Annotated in this window: 20 protein-coding genes; 5 read left to right on the plus strand and 15 right to left on the minus strand. The window is 42.7% G+C overall.

The genetic code is table 11. From position 1 onward, the window contains the following. Positions 1–58: 58 nt before the first annotated feature. Entirely contained in the window at positions 59–1,783 is a 1,725-nt protein-coding gene (gene acsA / locus ACNO7B_RS13470) for an acetate--CoA ligase (protein WP_417901615.1), read from the minus strand. A gap of 155 nt (positions 1,784–1,938) precedes the next feature. Between acsA and ACNO7B_RS13475 the strand changes: the two genes are divergently transcribed. From ACNO7B_RS13475 to ACNO7B_RS13485, 3 genes are read left to right on the plus strand one after another with little or no spacing between them, the layout of a single operon-like run. Beyond that, positions 1,939–2,571: a GNAT family N-acetyltransferase gene (locus tag ACNO7B_RS13475; RefSeq protein WP_058337273.1), complete on the plus strand. Its 633-nt coding sequence runs from the start codon at positions 1,939–1,941 to the stop codon at positions 2,569–2,571. A gap of 38 nt (positions 2,572–2,609) precedes the next feature. Then, complete coding sequence (locus tag ACNO7B_RS13480) at positions 2,610–3,251, plus strand: CBS and ACT domain-containing protein (protein WP_182489252.1); 642 nt, start codon at positions 2,610–2,612, stop codon at positions 3,249–3,251. Then, positions 3,248–4,408 carry an acetoin utilization protein AcuC gene (locus ACNO7B_RS13485; RefSeq protein ID WP_024718705.1) on the plus strand — a complete coding sequence of 387 codons (1,161 nt, stop codon included), beginning with the start codon at positions 3,248–3,250 and terminating at the stop codon, positions 4,406–4,408. Before ACNO7B_RS13480 ends, ACNO7B_RS13485 begins: the two co-directional genes overlap by 4 nt. A 43-nt stretch (positions 4,409–4,451) precedes the next feature. Here ACNO7B_RS13485 and ccpA read toward each other — a convergent pair whose 3' ends face one another. The 11 genes from ccpA to ACNO7B_RS13540 form a co-directional block, all read right to left on the minus strand. Beyond that, complete coding sequence (ccpA, locus tag ACNO7B_RS13490) at positions 4,452–5,453, minus strand: catabolite control protein A (RefSeq protein WP_008343056.1); 1,002 nt, start codon at positions 5,451–5,453, stop codon at positions 4,452–4,454. Between the two features lie 450 nt (positions 5,454–5,903). After that, on the minus strand, positions 5,904–6,980 hold the full coding sequence (locus ACNO7B_RS13495; protein WP_017358315.1) for a bifunctional 3-deoxy-7-phosphoheptulonate synthase/chorismate mutase: 1,077 nt from the start codon (positions 6,978–6,980) through the stop codon (positions 5,904–5,906). Between the two features lie 214 nt (positions 6,981–7,194). Further along, on the minus strand, positions 7,195–7,518 hold the full coding sequence (ytxJ, locus tag ACNO7B_RS13500) for a bacillithiol system redox-active protein YtxJ (protein ID WP_007501805.1): 324 nt from the start codon (positions 7,516–7,518) through the stop codon (positions 7,195–7,197). 30 nt (positions 7,519–7,548) lie between these two features. Then, positions 7,549–8,019: a YtxH domain-containing protein gene (locus ACNO7B_RS13505; RefSeq protein ID WP_017358316.1), complete on the minus strand. Its 471-nt coding sequence runs from the start codon at positions 8,017–8,019 to the stop codon at positions 7,549–7,551. A 29-nt stretch (positions 8,020–8,048) separates the two neighbouring features. Continuing rightward, positions 8,049–8,465 (minus strand): DUF948 domain-containing protein, encoded by a 417-nt coding sequence (locus ACNO7B_RS13510; RefSeq protein WP_410684998.1) that lies wholly within the window; start codon positions 8,463–8,465, stop codon positions 8,049–8,051. A 223-nt stretch (positions 8,466–8,688) separates the two neighbouring features. Continuing rightward, positions 8,689–9,987, minus strand: a complete 1,299-nt coding sequence (gene murC / locus ACNO7B_RS13515; RefSeq protein ID WP_008343047.1) for a UDP-N-acetylmuramate--L-alanine ligase — start codon at positions 9,985–9,987, stop codon at positions 8,689–8,691. 302 nt (positions 9,988–10,289) lie between these two features. Next, entirely contained in the window at positions 10,290–13,043 is a 2,754-nt protein-coding gene (locus ACNO7B_RS13520; protein ID WP_282598420.1) for a DNA translocase FtsK, read from the minus strand. 196 nt (positions 13,044–13,239) lie between these two features. Then, positions 13,240–13,845 (minus strand): YtpR family tRNA-binding protein, encoded by a 606-nt coding sequence (gene ytpR, locus ACNO7B_RS13525; protein ID WP_035702057.1) that lies wholly within the window; start codon positions 13,843–13,845, stop codon positions 13,240–13,242. A 16-nt stretch (positions 13,846–13,861) separates the two neighbouring features. Then, the gene (locus tag ACNO7B_RS13530) at positions 13,862–14,674 is read right to left on the minus strand and encodes a DUF1444 domain-containing protein (protein WP_007501814.1); all 813 of its coding nucleotides are present in this window, start codon (positions 14,672–14,674) and stop codon (positions 13,862–13,864) included. Positions 14,675–14,692: 18 nt separating this feature from the next. Next, entirely contained in the window at positions 14,693–15,013 is a 321-nt protein-coding gene (locus ACNO7B_RS13535; RefSeq protein ID WP_003217665.1) for a thioredoxin family protein, read from the minus strand. Further along, complete coding sequence (locus ACNO7B_RS13540; protein WP_019743715.1) at positions 15,000–16,028, minus strand: PTS transporter subunit IIC; 1,029 nt, start codon at positions 16,026–16,028, stop codon at positions 15,000–15,002. Before ACNO7B_RS13540 ends, ACNO7B_RS13535 begins: the two co-directional genes overlap by 14 nt. 200 nt (positions 16,029–16,228) lie before the next feature. Between ACNO7B_RS13540 and ACNO7B_RS13545 the strand changes: the two genes are divergently transcribed. Continuing rightward, the gene (locus ACNO7B_RS13545) at positions 16,229–16,675 is read left to right on the plus strand and encodes a YtoQ family protein (protein WP_007501817.1); all 447 of its coding nucleotides are present in this window, start codon (positions 16,229–16,231) and stop codon (positions 16,673–16,675) included. Positions 16,676–16,718: 43 nt separating this feature from the next. Here ACNO7B_RS13545 and ACNO7B_RS13550 read toward each other — a convergent pair whose 3' ends face one another. After that, complete coding sequence (locus ACNO7B_RS13550; protein ID WP_417901616.1) at positions 16,719–17,792, minus strand: M42 family metallopeptidase; 1,074 nt, start codon at positions 17,790–17,792, stop codon at positions 16,719–16,721. Between the two features lie 199 nt (positions 17,793–17,991). On the opposite strand from ACNO7B_RS13550, the gene ACNO7B_RS13555 reads away from it, so the two are divergent. After that, positions 17,992–18,306: a PepSY domain-containing protein gene (locus tag ACNO7B_RS13555; protein WP_003217759.1), complete on the plus strand. Its 315-nt coding sequence runs from the start codon at positions 17,992–17,994 to the stop codon at positions 18,304–18,306. A 40-nt stretch (positions 18,307–18,346) separates the two neighbouring features. On the opposite strand, the gene ACNO7B_RS13560 is transcribed toward ACNO7B_RS13555, so the two are convergent. Together ACNO7B_RS13560 and ACNO7B_RS13565 are read right to left on the minus strand one after the other, a co-directional pair. Then, positions 18,347–20,044, minus strand: a complete 1,698-nt coding sequence (locus ACNO7B_RS13560) for an NAD-dependent malic enzyme (RefSeq protein ID WP_035391093.1) — start codon at positions 20,042–20,044, stop codon at positions 18,347–18,349. Positions 20,045–20,117: 73 nt separating this feature from the next. Continuing rightward, positions 20,118–20,966, minus strand: coding sequence for a YtnP family quorum-quenching lactonase (locus tag ACNO7B_RS13565; protein ID WP_286108466.1), 849 nt, complete (start codon positions 20,964–20,966; stop codon positions 20,118–20,120). Positions 20,967–20,992 lie beyond the last annotated feature (26 nt).

Here is a 20,992-nt window from a genome sequence, read left to right on the forward strand (position 1 = left end):
TATTCAACTAAAGTCATTTTTAACATACTTTTGATATCAAGTCAACTGACGGAAGTGATTAATCTTCCATTGTCGAGAGATCGCCAGCAGGTAAATTCAGTTCCCACGCTTTTAGCACACGTCTCATAATTTTACCGCTGCGTGTTTTTGGCAGTTTGTCTTTAAACTCAATTTCTCTCGGTGCTGCATGTGCAGCGAGTCCTTTTTTCACAAACGTACGAATCTCTTCTTTCAGCTCATCTGTCGGTTCATATCCGCTTCTAAGCGCTATAAATGCTTTAATAATTTCACCGCGCACAGGATCTGGTTTTCCGATGACACCAGCCTCTGCAATGGCCGGATGTTCCACCAGTTTACTTTCTACCTCAAATGGACCGACCCGCTCTCCTGACGTCATAATGACATCGTCGACACGTCCCTGGAACCAGAAGTATCCGTCTTCATCCATATAAGCTGAATCTCCTGAAACATACCAATCTCCCGGCATAAAGTAAGATTCATATTTTTCAGGATTGTTCCAGATCGTATGCATCATAGACGGCCAACCTTTTTTGATGGCAAGGTTCCCCATCCGGTATGGCGGAAGTTCATTTCCGGCATTATCTACAATCGCAGCTTCAACGCCTGGAATTGGTTTCCCCATTGACCCTGGTTTGATATCCATGCATGGATAATTACAAATCAGCTGTGCACCAGTTTCCGTCATCCACCAAGTGTCGTGAATTCGTTTGCCAAATACAGCGTCTCCCCAGCGGATCACTTCAGGATTGAGAGGCTCTCCTACACTTAAGACATGTCGAAGCGAGCTGAGGTCATATTTTTGAATGAGGTCGTCGCCTGCCCCCATCAGCATTCTGAAGGCTGTGGGTGCACTGTACCAAACGGACACACCAAGTGATTCAATGGTTTCATACCACGTATCAGGATTAAACCGGCCTCCTAAAATGACATTCGTCGCCCCATTTAACCACGGTGAAAAAATACCGTACACTGTCCCTGTTACCCAACCTGGATCAGCTGTGCACCAGTAGACGTCTTCTTCTTTCAGGTCAAGCACCCATTTACCGGTCTGATCTTGCTGCACCATTGCGCCATGGACGTGCAGCACACCTTTTGGCGTACCAGTTGACCCTGACGTGTAATGGAGCAGGAAACCGTCTTTTTCATCCATCCATTCAATGTCAAGTTCCTTTGCTGCCTCCTCAAATGCCTCTTTATAGTGAATTGTCCGCACGTCATCGATGTCTTCCTTTTCTCCGCCGACAATGACGACTGATTCAAGCTTTGGAAGCTCTGCAAATGGAATGCGCTCAAGCAGGTCAGGCGTTGTCACAATCACTTTTGCCTCACTATTTTCTAAACGATCTTTGACGGCACCTTCCATAAATGCCTCAAATAACGGACCGACGATCGCACCAATTTTGACAGCACCAAGCAGTAGAAAATAGAGCTCAGGTGATCTTGGCATAAAGATAAACACGCGATCCCCTTTTTGCACATGTGCCTGTTCTCTTAATAGATTTCCTGCTTTGTTTGTCTTGATTTTCATATCCCTGAACGTATACCTTTCATCCCGCTGTGAATCTTTGTAGTGAAGCGCCACCTTGTTTTTACGAAACGAGTCCGCATGTCTGTCAATCGCTTCATAAGCTGCATTTACTTTTCCTGTTTCATACCAAGAGAAATTTTTTCTCGCTTCCTCCCATGAAAATTCCTTGTATGCTTGCTCATAATCATTTAAATGATAGTCCCCTTTTACTGATGGTAGCGTTTCCACTTTCATCAAACAGTCCCCCTTTGCATACGTTTACAATGACCATTATAGTATAGATGACTTTTTTTCTCAATTTTTAAAAAACTTCTGATGAAACCGTTTTAATTATTGTCAGATTTAAGATAAAATAGAGACGACTCACTAGAATTTGAGGCGGTGGATACGTGGAGCATCCTAAAACTTATTATTCAAAAACCATTGAGCGAGAAACAGGTTCCATCCTGATTGAAGGACCGGTACCTGCATCAGAGCTGGCGAACTATACGTTTCATGAAGGACTAACGGCATTTCGCACGCCTGAGGAACAGAAACAAGCACTTGTTGAAATAGCAGATCTTCCTGAAGGACGTATTATCATTGCTAGGGTGGATGAGCTTGTCGTAGGCTATGTCACGTATTTGTACCCTGATCCGCTTGAACGCTGGTCAGAAGGCAACATGGACAATTTAATTGAGCTCGGTGCCATTGAAGTCGCTCCTCCATTCAGAGGCTGTTCACTTGGCAAGCATTTACTGGATGTGAGCATGATGGATGAGCAAATGGAGAATTACATTATCATTACAACCGAATATTACTGGCATTGGGATTTAAAGGGGACAAAGAAAAACGTGTGGGAGTACCGCAAAATGATGGAGAAAATGATGAACGCAGGCGGTCTTGTCTGGTTTGCAACAGACGAGCCAGAGATTAGCTCACATCCAGCCAATTGTTTAATGGCACGGATCGGAAAAAATGTGAGTCCTGATTCGATCGAGCGTTTCGATCGTCTTCGCTTCCATCAGCGCTTTATGTATTAACGTTCAATTCGTTTTTTTGGCAAAGGGGATTGGTAAACATGATGATTGAACAAATTATGGAGCGTGATGTGATCACGCTGCGAAAAACCGATACGATTGAAGAGGCCATTCAAAAAATGAGTGCACATCATATTCGGCATATTCCCATCGTATCTGAGCAGGGATCTGTCATTGGGATGGTGACAGATCGGGATATTAAAAATGCCAGTCCAAGTATTTTTGAAACAGAGAAAAGGCAGCTTTTTATTCAGCGGCCGGTTGAAGACATCATGGTGCTAGAGGCGATTACCGCTCATCCGCTTGATTTCGTTGAAGAGATTTCAAGTGTCTTTTTTGAACACGGAATTGGCTGTCTTCCCGTTGTGAGACGCGGCAAGCTTGTAGGGATCATCACAAAAACAGATTTACTTCGTACTTTTGTAAGACTAACAGGTGCAGATCAGCCTGGATCACATTTAGAGGTTGAAGTAGCGCAAGTGACAGAGGGTCTTGCAGACATTACGGCCATTTTAAAAGAGCAGCATATCCAAATGCTGAGTGTACTTGTGTACCCACATGCCAATGAAGCCTCTAAAGTGCTCGTCTTCCGCCTTCAAACGATGCATGCTGATCATGTGACGAAGCTAATTCGTGCAAAAGGCTATAAGGTGCTATGGCCTATGGAGCAGACGATCAAATGAAGGAAGCGACCTTTGTTTTTTCACCATCTTTTCAAACGTACCAGTTTCACCAAGATCATCCCTTCAATCAGCTTCGCGTCTACTTAACTTATGATCTTCTTCAAAAAATGAAGGCGTTAACGGATGATGAGATTGTCGCACCTCGTATGGCGACGCTGGAGGAATTAAAGCTTGTCCATACAGCAGACTACATTCAAGCAGTACAGCGGGCAAGTGAAGGAAAACTGTCCACCGCAGAGGGGGAACGTTATGGTCTTGGCACTGAGGACACCCCGATGTTTGCAGGGATGCATGAGGCTGCTTCTCTCCTTGTTGGCGGAACATTAACAGCGGTTGATCAAGTGATGCTTGGACATTCGCAGCATGCGCTCAATCTTGGTGGCGGGCTTCACCATGGATTTAAAGGACGTGCTTCTGGCTTTTGTATTTATAATGACAGCTCTGTGGCCATTCAGTATATTCAAAAGACATATGGCGCTAGAATTTTATATATTGATACAGATGCTCATCATGGCGATGGTGTCCAGTTTAGCTTCTATGATGATCCAGAGGTATGTACTGTTTCCATTCATGAAACAGGGCGCTATTTGTTCCCTGGAACTGGACAAGTACAGGAAAGGGGTCATGATAAAGGCTATGGCTATGCATATAATATCCCGCTTGACGCATTTACAGAAGACGAATCATTTTTAGAAGCCTATCGAACAGCAGTGACAGAGATTGCTGCTTTTTTTAAACCAGATGTCATTTTGACGCAAAATGGAGCAGATGCCCACTATTATGACCCTTTGACGCATTTATCTGCTACCATGAAAATATATGAGGAAATTCCTAGAATTGCCCATGAGCTGGCGCATCAATATTGTGATGGAAAATGGATCGCTGTGGGCGGAGGCGGCTATGATATTTGGCGTGTCGTTCCAAGAGCATGGAGCCGCATTTGGCTTGAGATGAAAGGCATTACACCACCAGATGCGCTTCCTCAGGAATGGATTCGGGCATGGGAAAAACAATCGCCTGTTCCGCTTCCATCCACATGGCTAGATCCTGACGATTTATATCCACCGATTCCAAGAAGAGCAGAAATTACAGAAAAAAATGCGCAAACGGTAGAAAAAGCTCTCATGCCTGTTAGACGAGAAAAGAAAAAGGCATAAAAAAAAGCAGGCGTCCACTGATCAAGTGAGCCTGCTTTCTTTTTTATTTCGTCGATTGTCTTTCTTCAATTCTATGTGGTAATTCAACAATTTGATCTTCTACTTGTTCTTTGTTCATGAGCTTTGTCAAAAGTCTCATCGCAACAGCGCCAATATCGTAAGTCGGCTGAACAACTGTTGTCAATTGAGGGCGCACCATGAGGGATAGTCTTGTGTTATCAAAGCCAATCACTTCTAAATCTTCAGGAATTGATACGCCTCTGTCCTGCGCTCCATGAATGACACCTAGCGCCATTTCGTCAGTCGCTGCAATCACAGCCGTCGGCTTGTCAGATTGCTCAAGCAGATTAGCGAGCGCTTCAATACCAGAGTCATATGAGTAGTCTCCTTCAGCAACAAGCGCTTCGTCAAACGCGATACCAGCTTCTTCAAGCGCACGCTTATAACCAGCAAGCTTTCTCATAGAGTTAATTGGTTCTGACATTGGTCCAGATACAAACGCAATTCGTTTATGTCCTTTTTCAACTAATAGCTGAACTGAATCATAAATGGCTTGTTCATAGTTAATGTTGACTGATGGTGTTTGTGCCTGCTCTTCGACAGATGCAGCAAGTACAATTGGTACAGGAGAGCGCTTAAATTCTTCCACATGCACATCTGTAATGTTTCCGCCCATAAAAACGATTCCATCTACTTGTTTGCCAAGCATTGTGTTTAACAAATGAAGTTCTTTATCAGTATTTTGGTCTGAGTTGCTCAAAATAATGTTGTACTTGTACATCGTTGCAATATCTTCAATTCCTCGTGCAAGCTCTGAATAGAAGATACTTGAAATATCAGGGATGATGACCCCAACTGTTGTGGTCTTTTTACTTGCAAGGCCTCGTGCGACTGCGTTCGGACGGTAGCCGAGACGATCAATTGCTTCAAGCACCTTTTTTCTTGTTGTTGGTTTTACGTTTGGATTACCATTAACAACGCGTGATACCGTTGCCATACTTACGTTTGCTTCTCTTGCTACATCATATATTGTAACATTATTCACATAAATCACTCCTTCAAATACACTTCATATCTATAGCATTCACCAATTGGATAGAGACATGTCAGATACGAGGAAAATAATATCCTATTTGTCATTAAAACGATGAAAAGAGACACATAATTTTTCAATCTACATCAAAATGACATTCTTTTATGAAATTATACACGTTTTTTCTTCATATGAAAACGTTCCCTTTCTTTTTATAACTAAATTAAACAAACTTTAATGAGCTTGTTACCTGTAAATTGAATCATATTTCACCAAAAATCGTCGTGAACGTCAGCTATGACAATGATCTTAGCAGATTCTATCGCATTTTAAAAATGAAAACATTGTGAACAAGCATATTTTTAGCTTGCAATGTGCTCTCTTCCTTTCATTGCCAATCTTGATCGTATTTTTTCATGAAAAAACCGCCGGGCTGTCATCCGGCGGCTTTTCTAATTATGATTATGCGTGAATGTTGACAAGTGGTCTTAACGCATCTAACCATTTTTCGAATTGTGGAATGTCCATTTGCTGCGCTGAATCAGATAGGGCAACAGATGGATCTGGATGCACTTCTGCCATCACACCGTCTGCTCCAATCGCAAGAGCTGCTTTAGCTGTTGGAAGAAGTAGATCTCTGCGTCCTGTTGAGTGTGTCACGTCAACAAAGACTGGTAAATGTGTCTCTTGTTTCAAGATTGGCACAGCCGAGATATCTAGTGTATTTCTTGTGGCTGTTTCGTAAGTGCGGATGCCTCGCTCGCAAAGGATGATTTGGTCATTTCCTTGTGCGATGATGTATTCAGCTGCATTGATGAATTCTGAAATTGTTGCTGCTAAACCGCGTTTTAAAAGAACTGGTTTGTTCACTGATCCAGCTTCTTTTAAAAGCTCGAAGTTCTGCATGTTACGTGCTCCAATTTGGATGACATCGATATGCTCAATCGCTTCTTCAATATGAGCAGGATTCACGATTTCACTAATAACTGCAAGACCGTATTCATCTGCTACACGTTTTAGAATTTTTAGACCGTCTACGCCAAGTCCTTGGAAGTCGTATGGACTTGTGCGAGGCTTAAATGCGCCGCCACGAAGAAGTTTTAGTCCCTGCTGTTTCGCTGCTGCCGCTACTTCTGCAACTTGCTCGTAGCTTTCAACGGCACATGGTCCAACGATGAAACGTTGTTTTCCGTCACCGATCGCTTCTCCATTGATATTTACAATTGTATTTTCAGGTTTTTTCTTACGAGAAACAAGAAGTGCTTTGCTGTGGTCATCTTCTTGAAGCTCTAAACCTGCTTTGAAAATTTCTTTGAAAATATGTTGAATCGTTGAATTTTCAAAGGGGCCATCATTTTCTTCAAGAATTTGATTAAGCATTGTGCGCTCTCTGACAGGGTCATAACGGTTGACACCTTGCGCTTCTTTTGCCTTTCCAATTTCTTTTACAATGTTTCCTCTTTCATTGATCAGTTTTAAGATTTGAAGATTTAGTTCATCTGCTTGCTGTCTCAATTGTTCCAATTCATTGTTGCTCATATTTGTCATCCTTTCCTCTGCCCGCTCTCGCTTTTTATTTTTGATCTCTTATAATAGGGTTTATTATAAACAAAGATTTCGGAATTGTCACGAAAAAATTCTTTATTACCCAAACGCTTTTAAGCGATAAAGTATTATGTGTAAGATTATAGCATACTTTTGATGCAAGTAAACCTTTTTTATAAAAAAAACGTCAGCAATCGCTGACGTTTTTCTACATGTTATGCTCAAGCGCTTCTTTTGTAATGCTTGAGTGAGAAGCATGCCACTTTACTTTGCCACCGCTAAAGATGAGTGCCTGCGGGCTTTCGTGCTTGATCCCTGACTTTTCAGTCACATAGGATGAAAGCTCTCTTGTGTTTTGAATTTGCAAGAAATAAGCAGGAACATCCTCATGTTCTGACGCAAACGCTTCAAACTCTTGAAAAGCAGCTTGGCTGATTGGACATGTCAAACTGTGCTTAAAAAAGACAAAGGTTCCGTCTTGATTCGTTAGTTGATCAAACTGTTCTTCTGTTTCTATGAGTTGTTTAGACATGATGTGCTCCTTCCTAACTTAAGCAGCGAGTTAGCCTTTCGTAGATTGTTCTACTTTTGCTTTGACATCTTTGATGCCGTCTTCAATGTCTGCTTTTGCTTCTTGTGCTCTTACTTTTGCTTCATCTGCTACATCTGAAGCTTCATTTGCAATATTTGCTGCAGCATCTTCTGCTTCGCTTTTTACTTGTTTAGCTTTTCCAGCTGTACGATCTTTTATGTCTTTTACTTTGTCTAAAATCTGGTTTGATTGCTCTGCTACGAGCTGAGACAATTCAGATGTTTTGTCTTTCGCAATCGTCACATATTCAGTGCCTTTTTCCTTTGCATCTGTTGTGAGACGATCTGTTTTTTCTTTTAGGGCATTCGCTTGGGTGTTCAAATCATCGCGAAGCTCTTTCCCTGACTTTGGTGCTAAAAATAATGCCGTTGTTGCACCGATAATGCCACCGATAAGTGTTCCGATCAAAAAGTCTTTGCTATTGATTCCGTCTTTGCTCATGATTATTCCTCCTATGCGAAAATGGTTGATTATTGTTGTTTACGCTGTTTCCATTTTTTATAGATTTCAAGTGCTGCGTTACTCCAGCTTACCACATCCGTGACTTTCTCTTGATTTCGTTCAACGGATGAAGAAACCGCACCAGCTGCCTGCTTTATGCTTGTATTAAATTGGTTGATCGAGCCACCAATTCCCTGCACCGCATCCACAACTGTGTTAAGTTTTGCCGATTTGTCTTGAATATCTTCAGCAAGCTGATTGGTCTTATGTAGCAACTGTGCTGTCTCTGTGGTGATGCCTTGCATCTGTCCTTCAAGACCTTCTAAAGTTGATGCGACATTCTTTAATGTCAGCTGTAAGGATTTCAATGTTTTGGACAAGTAGATGACAAGAATGAGGAAAGCGATTGCGATGAGTGCAATGCTTAAATAGAGAATAATAATCATCTGATACCTCCTTTGCTGCGGGCATATTCAATTCAATACCCTCTCGTTGTATCATTCAAACATCGCCTAGAATGACCGATTGAATAATAATTCTACACTTATTCGCCAATTCCTGTCCACAGCGAACGAAAAAAAGCGGCACATCTTGTCACATTTAGCCCCTTTGTCACATTTTATTCAAAATAAAAAAGCGCCGATTGAATCGGCACTTTTTGACAGGCAATTATACTGCGACTTTCTCATAAGCACGAAGATACTTTTGAATATCTCCTGCTCCCATAAAGACCAAGATCGCATTTTCGTGTGCTTTCAGCACAGATGTCTCTTCTTCTTCAATCAATTGGGCTTGCGGAATTTTTTCCCGCAAATCTTCAATGCTTAGTTTCCCAATGTTTTCACGAGCTGAACCGAAAATATCACAGAGGTATACATAGTCTGCTTTTTTCAGACTGTCCGCAAATTCACTTAAAAATTGCTGTGTACGAGTGAAAGTGTGCGGCTGGAAGACTGCTACAATATCACGGTCTGGATACTTCTGGCGGGCTGCTTCGATCGTGACTTCAATTTCAGTCGGATGGTGCGCATAGTCGTCAATTAAGACTTGTTCACCGACTACTTTTTCATTAAAGCGTCGTTTCACACCGCCAAATGTCGTTAAAGCACCTTTGATGAGCTCTACATCAATGGCCTCATAGTGGCATAATGCAATGACCGCTAATGAGTTAAGGACATTGTGGTTTCCGTAAGCAGGAATGTAGAAGGTATCATAAAACGTATTACGTACAAATACATCAAATGTGGTGCCTTCTGTGTTTTTCACAACATTTCGTGCTTGGAAATCATTTTCTTCATTGAATCCGTAGTACACAACAGGTACTTTTGCTTGGATCTTGAGCAGATGCTCGTCATCACCGCAAGCGATGATGGCTTTTTTCACTTGAAGTGCCATGTTTTGAAACGCATCGAACACGTCATCAATATCCGTGAAATAATCAGGGTGATCAAAATCAATATTGGTCATAATCGCATAGTCTGGATGGTAGCTGAGGAAATGTCTGCGGTATTCGCACGCTTCAAATACAAAATACTCGCTGTTTTCTTTCCCCATTCCAGATCCATCACCGATTAAGTAGGAAGTTGGTTTTGCCGCTTGCATCACATGTGCAAGCAGACCTGTTGTCGATGTTTTACCATGAGCACCAGTAATTGCAACGTTTGTGAATGAATCCATGTATTCTCCAAGAAATTTATGATAACGAATAACAGGAATCCCTTCAGAAAGAGCACGCTCAATCTCAGGGTGTGTATCTGGGAATGCATTTCCTGCAATCACCGTCATCCCTGGCTGAATATTATCTGGGTCAAATGGAAGAATTTTAATATTTCGTTCTTCTAATGCTTTTTGTGTAAAGATATGTTTTTCGATATCCGATCCTTGGACAGTATACCCAGTATCATGAAGAATTTGGGCCAGTGGACTCATACCTGTCCCTTTTATTCCAACAAAATGATAAACAGTCATAATTGTACCTCCAACAAACGTCTATCTGACTTACAGTATATGACGCTCATTTCAATTTGCAACTTGTGATTTTTGTCTCTAGCTGATCACAAATCGCAGCTCCAAATAAAGATTTTTTTCCGATCTTCCTATTCTAATCAATATTAACTATGATTAGTATCCGACAACTTTCCCATTTCTAACACCTGCTTTCGCTCATTTTCGTTAAAAAGCGTGCAGACAGGCATGCGAAAAGCGTCCAATTCAAAAATTGCACCTATGTGCTATCATACCATGTTTATCAAAAAAATGAAGTGGTTTGTTTAGATCAATTGTTCTAAGTCACTCAGTGTCATGAGGACCTCTCTTGGCTTACTGCCTTTTGCCCCAGAGATCATTCCTTCACGTTCCATCATATCAATTAATCTTGCTGCTCGATTGTAGCCAATTCTAAACCTTCTTTGCAAACTGGATGTACTTGCACTATTTTGCTCGATGGCGAACCGGCATGCGTCCATAAACAATTCATCTTCGTCTGTAATGGCAGAGCCTTGGAGCATCAATTCTTCCTGTTCAAAAAGGAACACAGGTTTGCGCTGTTTTCTCACATGCGCTACCACTTCATCAATCTCTCGATCTGATACAAAGTTCCCTTGTAGTCTTGTCGGTTTGCCAGAGCCATTTTCTAAGAACAGCATGTCTCCTTTTCCGAGAAGCTTTTCAGCACCTGCCATATCAATGATCGTTCTTGAATCCACTTGGCTTGAAACAGAGAAAGCAATTCTTGTTGGGATGTTTGCTTTAATGAGGCCTGTAATGACATCAACAGAAGGTCTTTGCGTCGCAATGAGTAAGTGAATCCCGCATGCTCTTGCTTTTTGTGCAATTCGACAAATGCTTTCTTCGACTTCATTTGGTGCGACCATCATTAAATCAGCCAGCTCATCAATGACAACGACGAGATATGGCAGTTTTTCACCCATTTGTTTTTCTTTCACCAGTTCGTTAAATCGTTTGATTTCTCTCACACCAGAGTGTGCAAACAGTTCGTAGCGTCTTTCCATTTCATCTACTACCCATTTCAAAGCAGCTGTTGCTGTCTTGGCATCAGTAATAACCGGGCTCACAAGATGCGGAATGTGATTATACGGTGCCAGTTCGACCATTTTAGGGTCGATTAACAGCATTTTCACTTCATCAGGTGAGGCTTTAAACATCAGGCTCACGAGAATGGTATTAATACAGACACTTTTCCCTGAACCTGTTGCTCCGGCAATTAAGCCGTGCGGCATTTTTTGCAAATCAACCACAACGGGCTGACCGGAAATATCCAATCCGAGTGCCGCCGTTAATGGAGATGGATTGTCTCTGAAGGCACTGCTTCTGATCATTTCTCTTAAGAAAACCATTTTACTGTGAAGGTTCGGCACTTCGATTCCAATCGTGTTCTTCCCAGGAATCGGCGCTTCGATTCGAATATCTTTTGCAGACAAACTGAGTTTGATATCATCTGACAGGTTTGTAATTTTGTTCACTTTCACGCCTGGTTCAGGATGCACTTCAAATCTTGTAACAGAAGGACCTTGTGTCACATGAACAACACTTGCTCTGACATTGAAATTTTTCAGTGTGGCATTGAGCAGTTCTGCCCGTTCTTTCACCCATGTTCCGTCCTCTTCTTTTTGTGCTGGCGGAACGTCTAGAAGAGCTAAACTCGGAAATACATATCCTTGTGCATCTGCCGTTTTCTTCTGTCCTTGCACGCGCTGATCACTTTTTAACATCATGACGTTAAAAGGAACGGTGGAGGTTTGACCGCTTGAGCGCTTTGGCTGTGGAGAAGACGGTTTTGGTTCTTCACGTTTTATTTCAGGCGTTTCTTCAGGTGTTTCCTCAAGCTCTTCTGCCATATCCCCGGCGATCTCTGCTTGTCCAGAGTCAGCAAATTCATCTGATGCTTCTTCAACTGGCATGACTTCATCATCTGTTAATTTTTCTTCCGGCAGGGAATCATCATCTTGCGAATCTTGTATGATCACCGGTTCTTCTTGTTCAAATGCTACCGCTGACACGTCTACTTGACTTTCTTCTATCCGTGCAGCCTCTGCTCTTTCCTCCATAGCCTCTATGTTCTTCTCTTCCAGCATCGCAGTTTCTTCTACTGGGCTTTCTATCTCCATGTCGAGTGCTGGTGATGGGCTTTCAGCTGTTTCAAATGTAAAGCTCTCTTTTTTCTGAGCATCATCTTCAAGCGGAATCATCGGCTCTTCTTGTTCAATGGTGACTGTCTGTTCTTGCTCCATCTCTAGAGGCTCGTTAGATGCTTCAGCTTGCTCCATATGTAAGAATGCTTCCCGATCGTCTTTGGTCTGTGACAAAGCTTGATCTTGATCCTCTGTCTCACTGAAAGGCTCGTCATATAAACGTTCCATCGTTGATTGAACGTGATCTTGATAAGCGAGTTCCTCTTGCAAAGTAAGCGGGGTCGTGACAGGTTGCTTCTCTACTTGTTCTGCTGTTTGGGCTGACATCATGTCTTCCATACGTTGTTCTTTTCGTATAGACGGGATGTTCATTTGCTGTCTTACATTCCGTTCACGCTCTGCTTCTTCTGATAACAGTGTGACACGCTGTGACGTTTCTTCTGCCGATTTCATTTTGACAGAAGATGTGTCTTCTTTGGCTGCTGCATGTTTTGGACGCATATCCTGGTGGTAGCCATAGATGGGTGAAGGGATTTGCTCTGGTTTAAAAGGCTTTTTATTGAGATCAGGCTGCACCGTTTGTTTTGGCTGATAGGTCGTCTGCTTTGCCTTTGGCTGACTTGGCCGCGTGCGCCTTCTTTCTTGCTGCTTTGCTGCCTCACGTGCAGGTTCATCTGGAACGAGAGGAAAGCGGAAATTGCCTTTTGGATATTCATAATACACTTTCGTATCTTCAACTTTTTTATATTCTTTATGCTGTTCAACAGCTGGCTGCTTTGGTGCAATCGGACCTGTTTCAGGCCTCTCAGCTTTTTCTTCTTTTTTTTCTTCTCCTAAAAATACACTAAAAAATTTATCTAACCAACTCATCATTTATCACTCACTTTAACTCCCCTTACGTTTTCTTGGGCGATTTTTAGTATACCATTGCTTTTTCATGCAGAAAAGCGAGAAAAGTGCTACGCTTTGCTGTTCATGCTGTCTGTAGATGAAAAAAAGTCACTAAGTACGTACTTAGTGACTTTTGGTATAACACATTCTTCGCTCATTTGTACCCGTTTATGGGAGGTTACGCTTCAAATGGTTCGCCAGCTTGGTGGCTTCCTTCTAGAACAAGGATTCCTTTTTCAGCAGGCGCATTCGGAAGATCTAATTCTTTTGCAGAACAAATCATTCCGCTTGAAGGAACACCTCTTAATTCAGCATCTTTGATCACCAAACCGCTCGGCATCACAGCACCGACCTTTGCAACCACAACATATTGACCTTGATCAACGTTTGGTGCACCGCACACGATTTGTAAGGTTTCATCGCCAACATCTACTTGGCAAATGTTCAGTTTATCTGCATTCGGATGTTTTTCTTTTTCCTTCACATAACCGACCACAAACTTAGGTGATAGATCAACTGTTAATGTTTCACTGACACCGTTGCGGTTCAAAATTTCATTGATATCTTGAACAAGCGTTTCAGAAAGCGGTACAGATCCGTTTTCTTCAATTTTCATGTAAGTAGATGCATTGAAAATATTAAAACCTGTTGTTTCTTTTGTGTCTTGATTGAAGATTCTTACGACATCTCCAAACGTTTCATGACCTACTTCTTCTCTTGTTACATCTTTCAATGAAATAAGGAGTGTGTCGCCGACACCTTCTGCATTATAAAAAACGTTCATTCTTCAAAATTCCCTTCTACTGCTGTTTTGGTCTACTTTTTGCAAGAATAAAGATCGGTTCAAGCTTGCCTTCGTCATATAAAAATGACAAGGCCGTAATCGGAACCGTGCCGCTGGCGAAGAAGCTCATCGACATTTGCCCTAAAATATCATAGCCTGATTCATTGCGTACATCTGCAATGATGAACACATCTTGATGGGGAACGGAAATAGCCATTTGTCCCTCTACTTTTTGCGCGTATTCTTGTAAAATCGATTCATTTAATATTCTGCTTGCATCGTACCCGTCGTTTGCACGGAAGAAATAAAAACGGTTGCCCGCCACTTCATCCATTTTCACGACAGTCTTTAGTGAACGGACGTTAAAACTTGCGGTTTCTCTGATTCGTTCTTTTGTCCAGTTTTCCTTTTGCAGCATCTTCTCGTCAATTAATCTGTAGGTGCTTCCAAGGTCAAGTGCATAGTAGATTCTTGTCTCTGCTGTATGCTCATCAAAAACGAGCGGAATCTTATCACTTGATGTTTCTGGAAAGGACGTTGAACGAATGACCGGATAAATGTGCTTCTCTTTGCCTGAGATGTGCTGCGCTTCACCTTTCATAGCGCTGAGCGCCTCTTTCACATAATAAACGATCTCATCCAGTGTTTCATCAGGCTTTACTTCCCACTTTGCAATAATCGGCGGGAGCTCAAGCGTGATGCCCTTTCCTGTATGTTTATCTTCCACACGAAGCGTATCTTTTTCCCTGTCAAACTGGTGGGTCCAGCTGTCGTTCGTCAGACGGCTTTTCAATTGATTGGCAAGCTGTCTTGATGTCATTTTCGCCATGATAAGACTCTCCTTTCGTTATTTAGAAAGAGAATCTGTTAAAAATGCTTCAATCTCTTCCTTTGTCTTACGATCTTTGCTGACAAAACGGTTGATCTCTTGTCCGTTTTTAAAGACTAAAAAGCTTGGAATTCCGTAAATTTCCCACTCTGCACAAGTGTCGATGAACTGATCTCTATCCACATAGAAGTATTCAAATTCTGGATAGTTTGCTTCAAGCTCTGGCAAAAACGGCTCAATAAATGTGCAGTCAGGGCACCAGTCAGCTGAAAATAGTAATACGGTTAAGTCTTCTTGAATCACTTTTTGTAATTCTTCGTTTGATTCAATTTTTTTCATGTTTGATTCCTCCAGTTTGTATACTTAAATCTCCGAATTGTATATAGCCTTTCTTTCTCATCCATTCTGATACTACCAAACTAATCACTGCCGGGCCAACGATATGCAAAAGAGCAATTGCGAGGAAAACGGATGGATGAAATCCCATGACTGTGAGTGTCATGAGCTGGCCGACAAGACCGCTCGTTCCCATACCCGCTCCTGCCGCATTATTGACCATCCCAAAGCCAATAATACCAATTGGCGCAAGAATCAGTCCTGCAATCGTCGGCGGAATGAGAATGAGCGGATTTTTCACAATGTTCGGCAGCTGTAGTTTTGATGTTCCAATGCCTACCGCAGCAAGACCGCCAAAACGATTTTCTCTAAATCCTGCAGCAGCAAAGCCGACCATCTGCGCACAGCAGCCAATCGTTGCCGCACCAGCAGCAAGACCGCTTAAATCAAGCATCAGCGCAAGCGCAGCACTTGAAATCGGTGAGCTAAGAGCAAGTCCAACAATGGTTGCAACCAGCATGCCCATGATGAGTGGACTTTGGTCAGTCCCCCATACGATCAGCCTGCCGAGCCCTGTCATCACCGCCTGAATCCCAGGGCCGATGAAAGCAGCGGTGAGAAAACCTGTGATAATGGTCACAAGCGGCGTTAAAATAATATCAATTCTTGTCTCACCACTGATCAGTTTGCCTAATTCCACACCAATGAGAGCAGCCACGAAGCTTCCAGCAGGTCCCCCAAGCTCTGCTCCAGCGGCACCTGAAACAACACTTGCGAAAATAATTAAAGGAGAAGCGTTTAAGCGATAAGCAACCGCTACGCCAATTGCTGGTCCCATCAGCCCCATAGCGAGCGTTCCCATTTCCACGATGAGAGGAAATGATAACAGGCCGCCTGCTGTTTTTAAAATCAGCCCTACCACTAATGTAGCAAATAGACCTAGAGCCATATAAGAGAGTGCATCAATAAAATACACCTTTGGCGAAAGGGAAATACCCTTTCTTTTTAAATAAGTCATCAACGTCGTCTTCCTGCTTTCTCATAGGAAAGACGAAGAGGCCTGTCCTTCCCATTATATGTAGTCTTCTTACGATGAAAAATAGTCTCTACCATGAATATCATAATCATATTTTTTTTGCTTTATCAAGCACTTCTTGTGTAACATGAAAAGAAACAGGGCAAACCTTTACTAAGTTTGTGCACAAGGAGGAGATTGTTATGCAATTAACGGTTTATTTAGCTGGAGAAATTCATAGCCAGTGGCGCGATGAAATTAAGGAAAAAAGCCAGTCGTTGAAACTCCCAGTGACGTTTGTTGGTCCAATGGAGAATCATGACCGATCAGATAACATCGGAGAAGATATTTTAGGTGGGCAGCCAAATGCCATCTTGAAAGACGATGCGGCTTCTGATTTGAACAATTTCCGCACCGAACTATTATTAAATAAGGCAGACGTCGTCATCGCCCGCTTTGGTGAGAAATATAAACAGTGGAACACGGCAATGGATGCTTCTTCTGCCATCGCCAAAGGAAAACCCCTTATTTTGATTCGTCCTAAAGAATTACATCATCCCCTAAAGGAACTATCAAACAAAGCAAATATCACTGTCGAAACAGTGAATCAAGCGATTAAGGCGTTGTCATACGTGTTTGAACAGGAATAAGAAAAAGGCTGTGCTCTTAATGAGACAGCCTTTTTCTTATCGTTTACACTTGTTGATAAATCGAATCCACCGTGCTTTGATCACAATTTTTCACAAGACGAACAATTAATTCTTTTGCCGCTGCATAATCATCCACATGCAAGACAGAGTGACTTGTATGAATGTAACGCGCACATACACCAATAACAGCAGACGGTACACCTTGATTTGAGATATGGACACGTCCAGCATCCGTACCGCCTGGCGATACGAAATATTGATATGGAATATTGTTTGTTTCGGCTGTATCGAGGACAAATTCTCTCATGCCTCGGTGCGTAATCATCGTGCGATCATAAATACGAAGAAGTGCACCTTTTCCAAGCTGGCCAAATTGTGATTTGTCTCCCGTCACATCATTTGCGGGACTCGCATCTAGAGCAAAGAACAGATCAGGCTGAATCATATTCGCAGCTACCTCAGCCCCTCTGAGCCCTACTTCCTCTTGGACGGTTGCGCCTGAATATAGCTGACATGAAAGAGCTTCGTGTTTTAATTCTTTTAATAATTCAATAGCAAGTCCGCACCCATAGCGGTTATCCCAAGCTTTGGCTAAAATCTTTTTCGGGTTGGCCATTGGGGTAAAGACCGTTGCAGGAACGATTTGCTGCCCTGGGCGAACCCCAAGCTCTTTCGCTTCTTCTTCACTATCTGCACCAATATCAATCAGCATATCTGACGGTTTTACTGGTTTGCTTTTTTGTTCTGGTGTCAGAAGGTGAGGAGGTGTGCTCGATACAACGCCCGGAATTGGCCCGTGATCCGTATGAACATCCACACGCTGCGCAAGCATCACTTGACTCCACCAGCCGCCAAGTGTTTGAAAACGAATCATTCCGTTTTTCGTAATGGATGACACCATAAAGCCGACTTCATCCATATGACCAGCCACCATAATCTTCGGCGCGTTCTCTGGGCCTTTGCGGACACCAAACACTCCGCCAAGACGATCCTGTATGAGTTCATCGGAATATTTCTCAAGTTCCTTTTTCATAAAAGCACGCACATGGTGCTCATTACCTGGAGTTCCTTGTAGTTCTGTTAAATTTCGGAAAAGCGACATTGTTTCTTCGTTCATTTGACAGTTACCCTCATTTCTATGTAATGACCATATAAATTCCTATAAAAATAACACTCACTTTATACTATAAGAATTCTTTCGGTTTTCCAAGTATCTCTCCAGAAATTTTGAATATGCTTTCAAGTATTCGGATTTCTTAACATCGCTGGACAAGTTTTGTATAATGGAAAAAACAGCAATACGGAGGTGCAGCACGTTGAAGTTAAAACATGTTCTGATTGGTGCAAGTATTGGCGTAGCCGCTGCAATTGTTGCAAAGAAAGTCTTTTTCCCGACGTATATCTCGTCTGAAAAAGCGTTAAAAATTGTGAAATCCGCTTTTAAACAGCGCGGCCCGATTGATGGCTCTTGGATTTATACTGTACCAGAACCGTATACCGTAAATGGTGAAACGATTGATGTGTACAAATCTGGCATTACACGCTCCGCCTTTGGCGAACTTGAGCAGTATGAAGTCATGATTGATGCAAAAACAGGCATGATCGTTGATGTCATTGATTCTGTTGCTTAATAAGAAAGCTTCGCAAAGACAAGTCCTTGCGAAGCTTTTTTTAGATGGCTTTGATTTTTTTGTATACAGGGTGCCACATGGCGTCTTGTACAGCCTGAATGAGATCATCAGGGGTTTCTTCCGCAATTCCTTCGTCAATCGCTGCTTGTGCCACACGGACAGCCACTGTCGCTGAAACTGTTCGGAGCTGATCAACACTTGGAAGCATCGCAGCACCCGGTTTTCCGACATTGACCATGCTCGCAATCGCTTCAGCACTCGCAACAAACATGCTGTCTGTCATGAGGCGGGCTTTACACACAATCGTTCCAAGACCAAGCCCTGGAAACACGAGGGCATTATTTGCCTGCCCAATTTCATATGTCACGCCCCCATATTCTACTGGATCAAACGGACTTCCAGTTGTGACAAGCGCACGTCCTTCTGTCCACTCAATGAGATCTTCCGGCTTTGCCTCTGAAAGAGGAGTCGGGTTAGACATCGGTAAAATCGCTGGCCGCTCTACATGTGACGCCATTTCTTTCACAATTTCCTCTGTAAATGCCCCACCTACAGTTGAGGTACCAATTAAGATCGTAGGTTTCGCCTGCTTCACGACCTCTAACAAATCAATGGAATGCTTTGGACCATTACGTGCATAATCCTTCACTTCATCAGAACGTCTTGCATACGGCTTTTGGAATGGCTGAATATCGGGTGAATCATCTGTGAGCAATCCCGTTTTATCAATACACCAGAAATGATCATATGATTCCTCTTCTTTGACACCATCTCGCACGATGGCATCACGAATTTGCTCGGCTATACCAATCCCTGCTGTACCTGCTCCAAAGATCACGATTCGGTGATCTTTCAGCGGAACCTTCGATGCTTTTGCACAAGCCAGAACGGCAGCAAGTGAGACGGCTCCAGTTCCTTGAATATCATCATTAAACGTACAAATACGGTCCTTATATTTTTCCAAAATGGCGCGCGCATTTTTTGTACCGAAGTCTTCCCAGTGAAGAAGTGCATTTGGAAAAGTCGCACGGGCAAGCTCAACATATTGATCAATAAACTGATCATAGCGCTCTCCTCGAACGCGGGAGTGCTGATTTCCCACATAAAGCGGATCATTTAAAAGGCTTTCCTGGTTGGTCCCAGCATCAAGCACCACTGCCAGTACGCGGCTAGGATCAATACCTGCTGCGGCTGTATAAACAGCCAGCTTCCCGACTGAAATGGCGATTCCGCCAACACCCCAGTCACCGATGCCTAAAATTCCTTCTGCATCTGTTGCGACAATGAGATCAATTGATTCATCCACTCCGTAAGATGCAAAAATTTCTTCCATTCCTTCTAGATCATCAATGGATAAATAAATTCCTCTTGGCTTTCTATACTCGTGGCTGTAACGCTGAATCGCTGTTCCTACGGTCGGTGTGTAAACAATCGGCAGCATTTCTGCCAAATGCTCATTTAATAATTTATAAAAGAGCACTTCATTTCTGTCATGAAGCGCAGTTAAATAAACGTTTTTCCCAAGTGCGTCTGGCTGTGCTTTGAACTGTTCATATGCACGCTTTGCTTGATCTTCTAGTGTTAACACCTTCGGCGGCAGAAATCCCTTTAACCCAAGCTCTTCCCGCTCTTCCTTTGTAAATGCGACCCCTTTGTTTAAATAAGGGACAGACATGACCTCGATCCCTCTTAACGGTGTCTCGATGACATCACCATGTACACGATAAAATTGATTCACCTGCACTCTTCCTTTCACAAGTTCATTTTGTCGTTATTTTGTGTGAAAGGCGAAAAAACATACAGATGATCTTTTATCTTCCGGTTTCTCTTTTGACCTCATGGGTCATTGCCCCGTCTTCATCCCACTTTACAGCACGGTAGATGGCATCATGATAAAACAAGTACCATGCATTGTTTTCTTCGGCAAATGCCTGCCATTTTTGCTTCGCCGGGATCGAGGTCATTGGATAATCATCGTATGCCAAGACCCATAGCGGGTTTTTATGAGCGTGTGTCGGCATGATATCCGCTAAATGAATAGCTGTTTCTCCCTGACTTGTGAGCGTTAAGATGCTATGCCCATCGCTATGTCCACCTGTATGATGCAGGCGAATGCCTTCTGTTACTTCAATGCTATCTTCAAATGTCATGACTTGATCGGCAACAGGCTCCCAGTTTTCTTTCCAATATGTATTTCTTGAGCGGATGTTCGGCGCTCTCATTTCGTCCCATTCAATTTTGGACGTGATGATTTTTGCCTGTTGAAAAACAGACACGAGCTCTTCGCCTTCACGTTTTGTCAGCCCGCTTGCATGATCAAAATGCAGATGAGTCATTAAGACGTAATCTATATCAGATGGGCGCAAACCGAGAGCCGCAAGTGATTCTTCTATTTTCGTTTCCTCTGTGACGCCATAATTGCGTTTTTGTTTCTCTGTCAGCTTCCCTGACCCGATGCCGGAATCTACTAACAGATGAAGACCGTTCCACCGTATGAGCATTGGATCACACCGTAATTCAATTTGATTTCGATCATTCACAGGGTATTTCTTTGACCATAATGGCTTTGGCACCACGCCAAACATGGCACCGCCATCCATGTGTGTATCTCCCCCATTTAACCAGAACAGTTCCATTTCGCCTATTTTCATTGTCTCCATTGCTGTCATCCCTCCTTTTTCTATCG

It is taken from the genome of Bacillus sp. AK25 (assembly GCF_048270685.1).
In the GTDB taxonomy this organism is placed as follows: Bacteria; Bacillota; Bacilli; order Bacillales; family Bacillaceae; genus Bacillus; species Bacillus altitudinis.

What these genes read in the sequence shown, in the direction of transcription:
- acsA (WP_417901615.1), bottom strand. Translation starts at nt 1,783, where the DNA reads ATGAAAGTGGAAACGCTACCATCAGTAAAAGGGGACTATCATTTAAAT.
- ACNO7B_RS13480 (WP_182489252.1), top strand. Translation starts at nt 2,610, where the DNA reads ATGATGATTGAACAAATTATGGAGCGTGATGTGATCACGCTGCGAAAA.
- ACNO7B_RS13485 (WP_024718705.1), top strand. Translation starts at nt 3,248, where the DNA reads ATGAAGGAAGCGACCTTTGTTTTTTCACCATCTTTTCAAACGTACCAG.
- ACNO7B_RS13495 (WP_017358315.1), bottom strand. Translation starts at nt 6,980, where the DNA reads ATGAGCAACAATGAATTGGAACAATTGAGACAGCAAGCAGATGAACTA.
- ytxJ (WP_007501805.1), bottom strand. Translation starts at nt 7,518, where the DNA reads ATGTCTAAACAACTCATAGAAACAGAAGAACAGTTTGATCAACTAACG.
- ACNO7B_RS13505 (WP_017358316.1), bottom strand. Translation starts at nt 8,019, where the DNA reads ATGAGCAAAGACGGAATCAATAGCAAAGACTTTTTGATCGGAACACTT.
- ACNO7B_RS13510 (WP_410684998.1), bottom strand. Translation starts at nt 8,465, where the DNA reads ATGATTATTATTCTCTATTTAAGCATTGCACTCATCGCAATCGCTTTC.
- murC (WP_008343047.1), bottom strand. Translation starts at nt 9,987, where the DNA reads ATGACTGTTTATCATTTTGTTGGAATAAAAGGGACAGGTATGAGTCCA.
- ACNO7B_RS13520 (WP_282598420.1), bottom strand. Translation starts at nt 13,043, where the DNA reads ATGATGAGTTGGTTAGATAAATTTTTTAGTGTATTTTTAGGAGAAGAA.
- ytpR (WP_035702057.1), bottom strand. Translation starts at nt 13,845, where the DNA reads ATGAACGTTTTTTATAATGCAGAAGGTGTCGGCGACACACTCCTTATT.
- ACNO7B_RS13530 (WP_007501814.1), bottom strand. Translation starts at nt 14,674, where the DNA reads ATGGCGAAAATGACATCAAGACAGCTTGCCAATCAATTGAAAAGCCGT.
- ACNO7B_RS13535 (WP_003217665.1), bottom strand. Translation starts at nt 15,013, where the DNA reads ATGAAAAAAATTGAATCAAACGAAGAATTACAAAAAGTGATTCAAGAA.
- ACNO7B_RS13540 (WP_019743715.1), bottom strand. Translation starts at nt 16,028, where the DNA reads ATGACTTATTTAAAAAGAAAGGGTATTTCCCTTTCGCCAAAGGTGTAT.
- ACNO7B_RS13545 (WP_007501817.1), top strand. Translation starts at nt 16,229, where the DNA reads ATGCAATTAACGGTTTATTTAGCTGGAGAAATTCATAGCCAGTGGCGC.
- ACNO7B_RS13550 (WP_417901616.1), bottom strand. Translation starts at nt 17,792, where the DNA reads ATGAACGAAGAAACAATGTCGCTTTTCCGAAATTTAACAGAACTACAA.
- ACNO7B_RS13565 (WP_286108466.1), bottom strand. Translation starts at nt 20,966, where the DNA reads ATGGAGACAATGAAAATAGGCGAAATGGAACTGTTCTGGTTAAATGGG.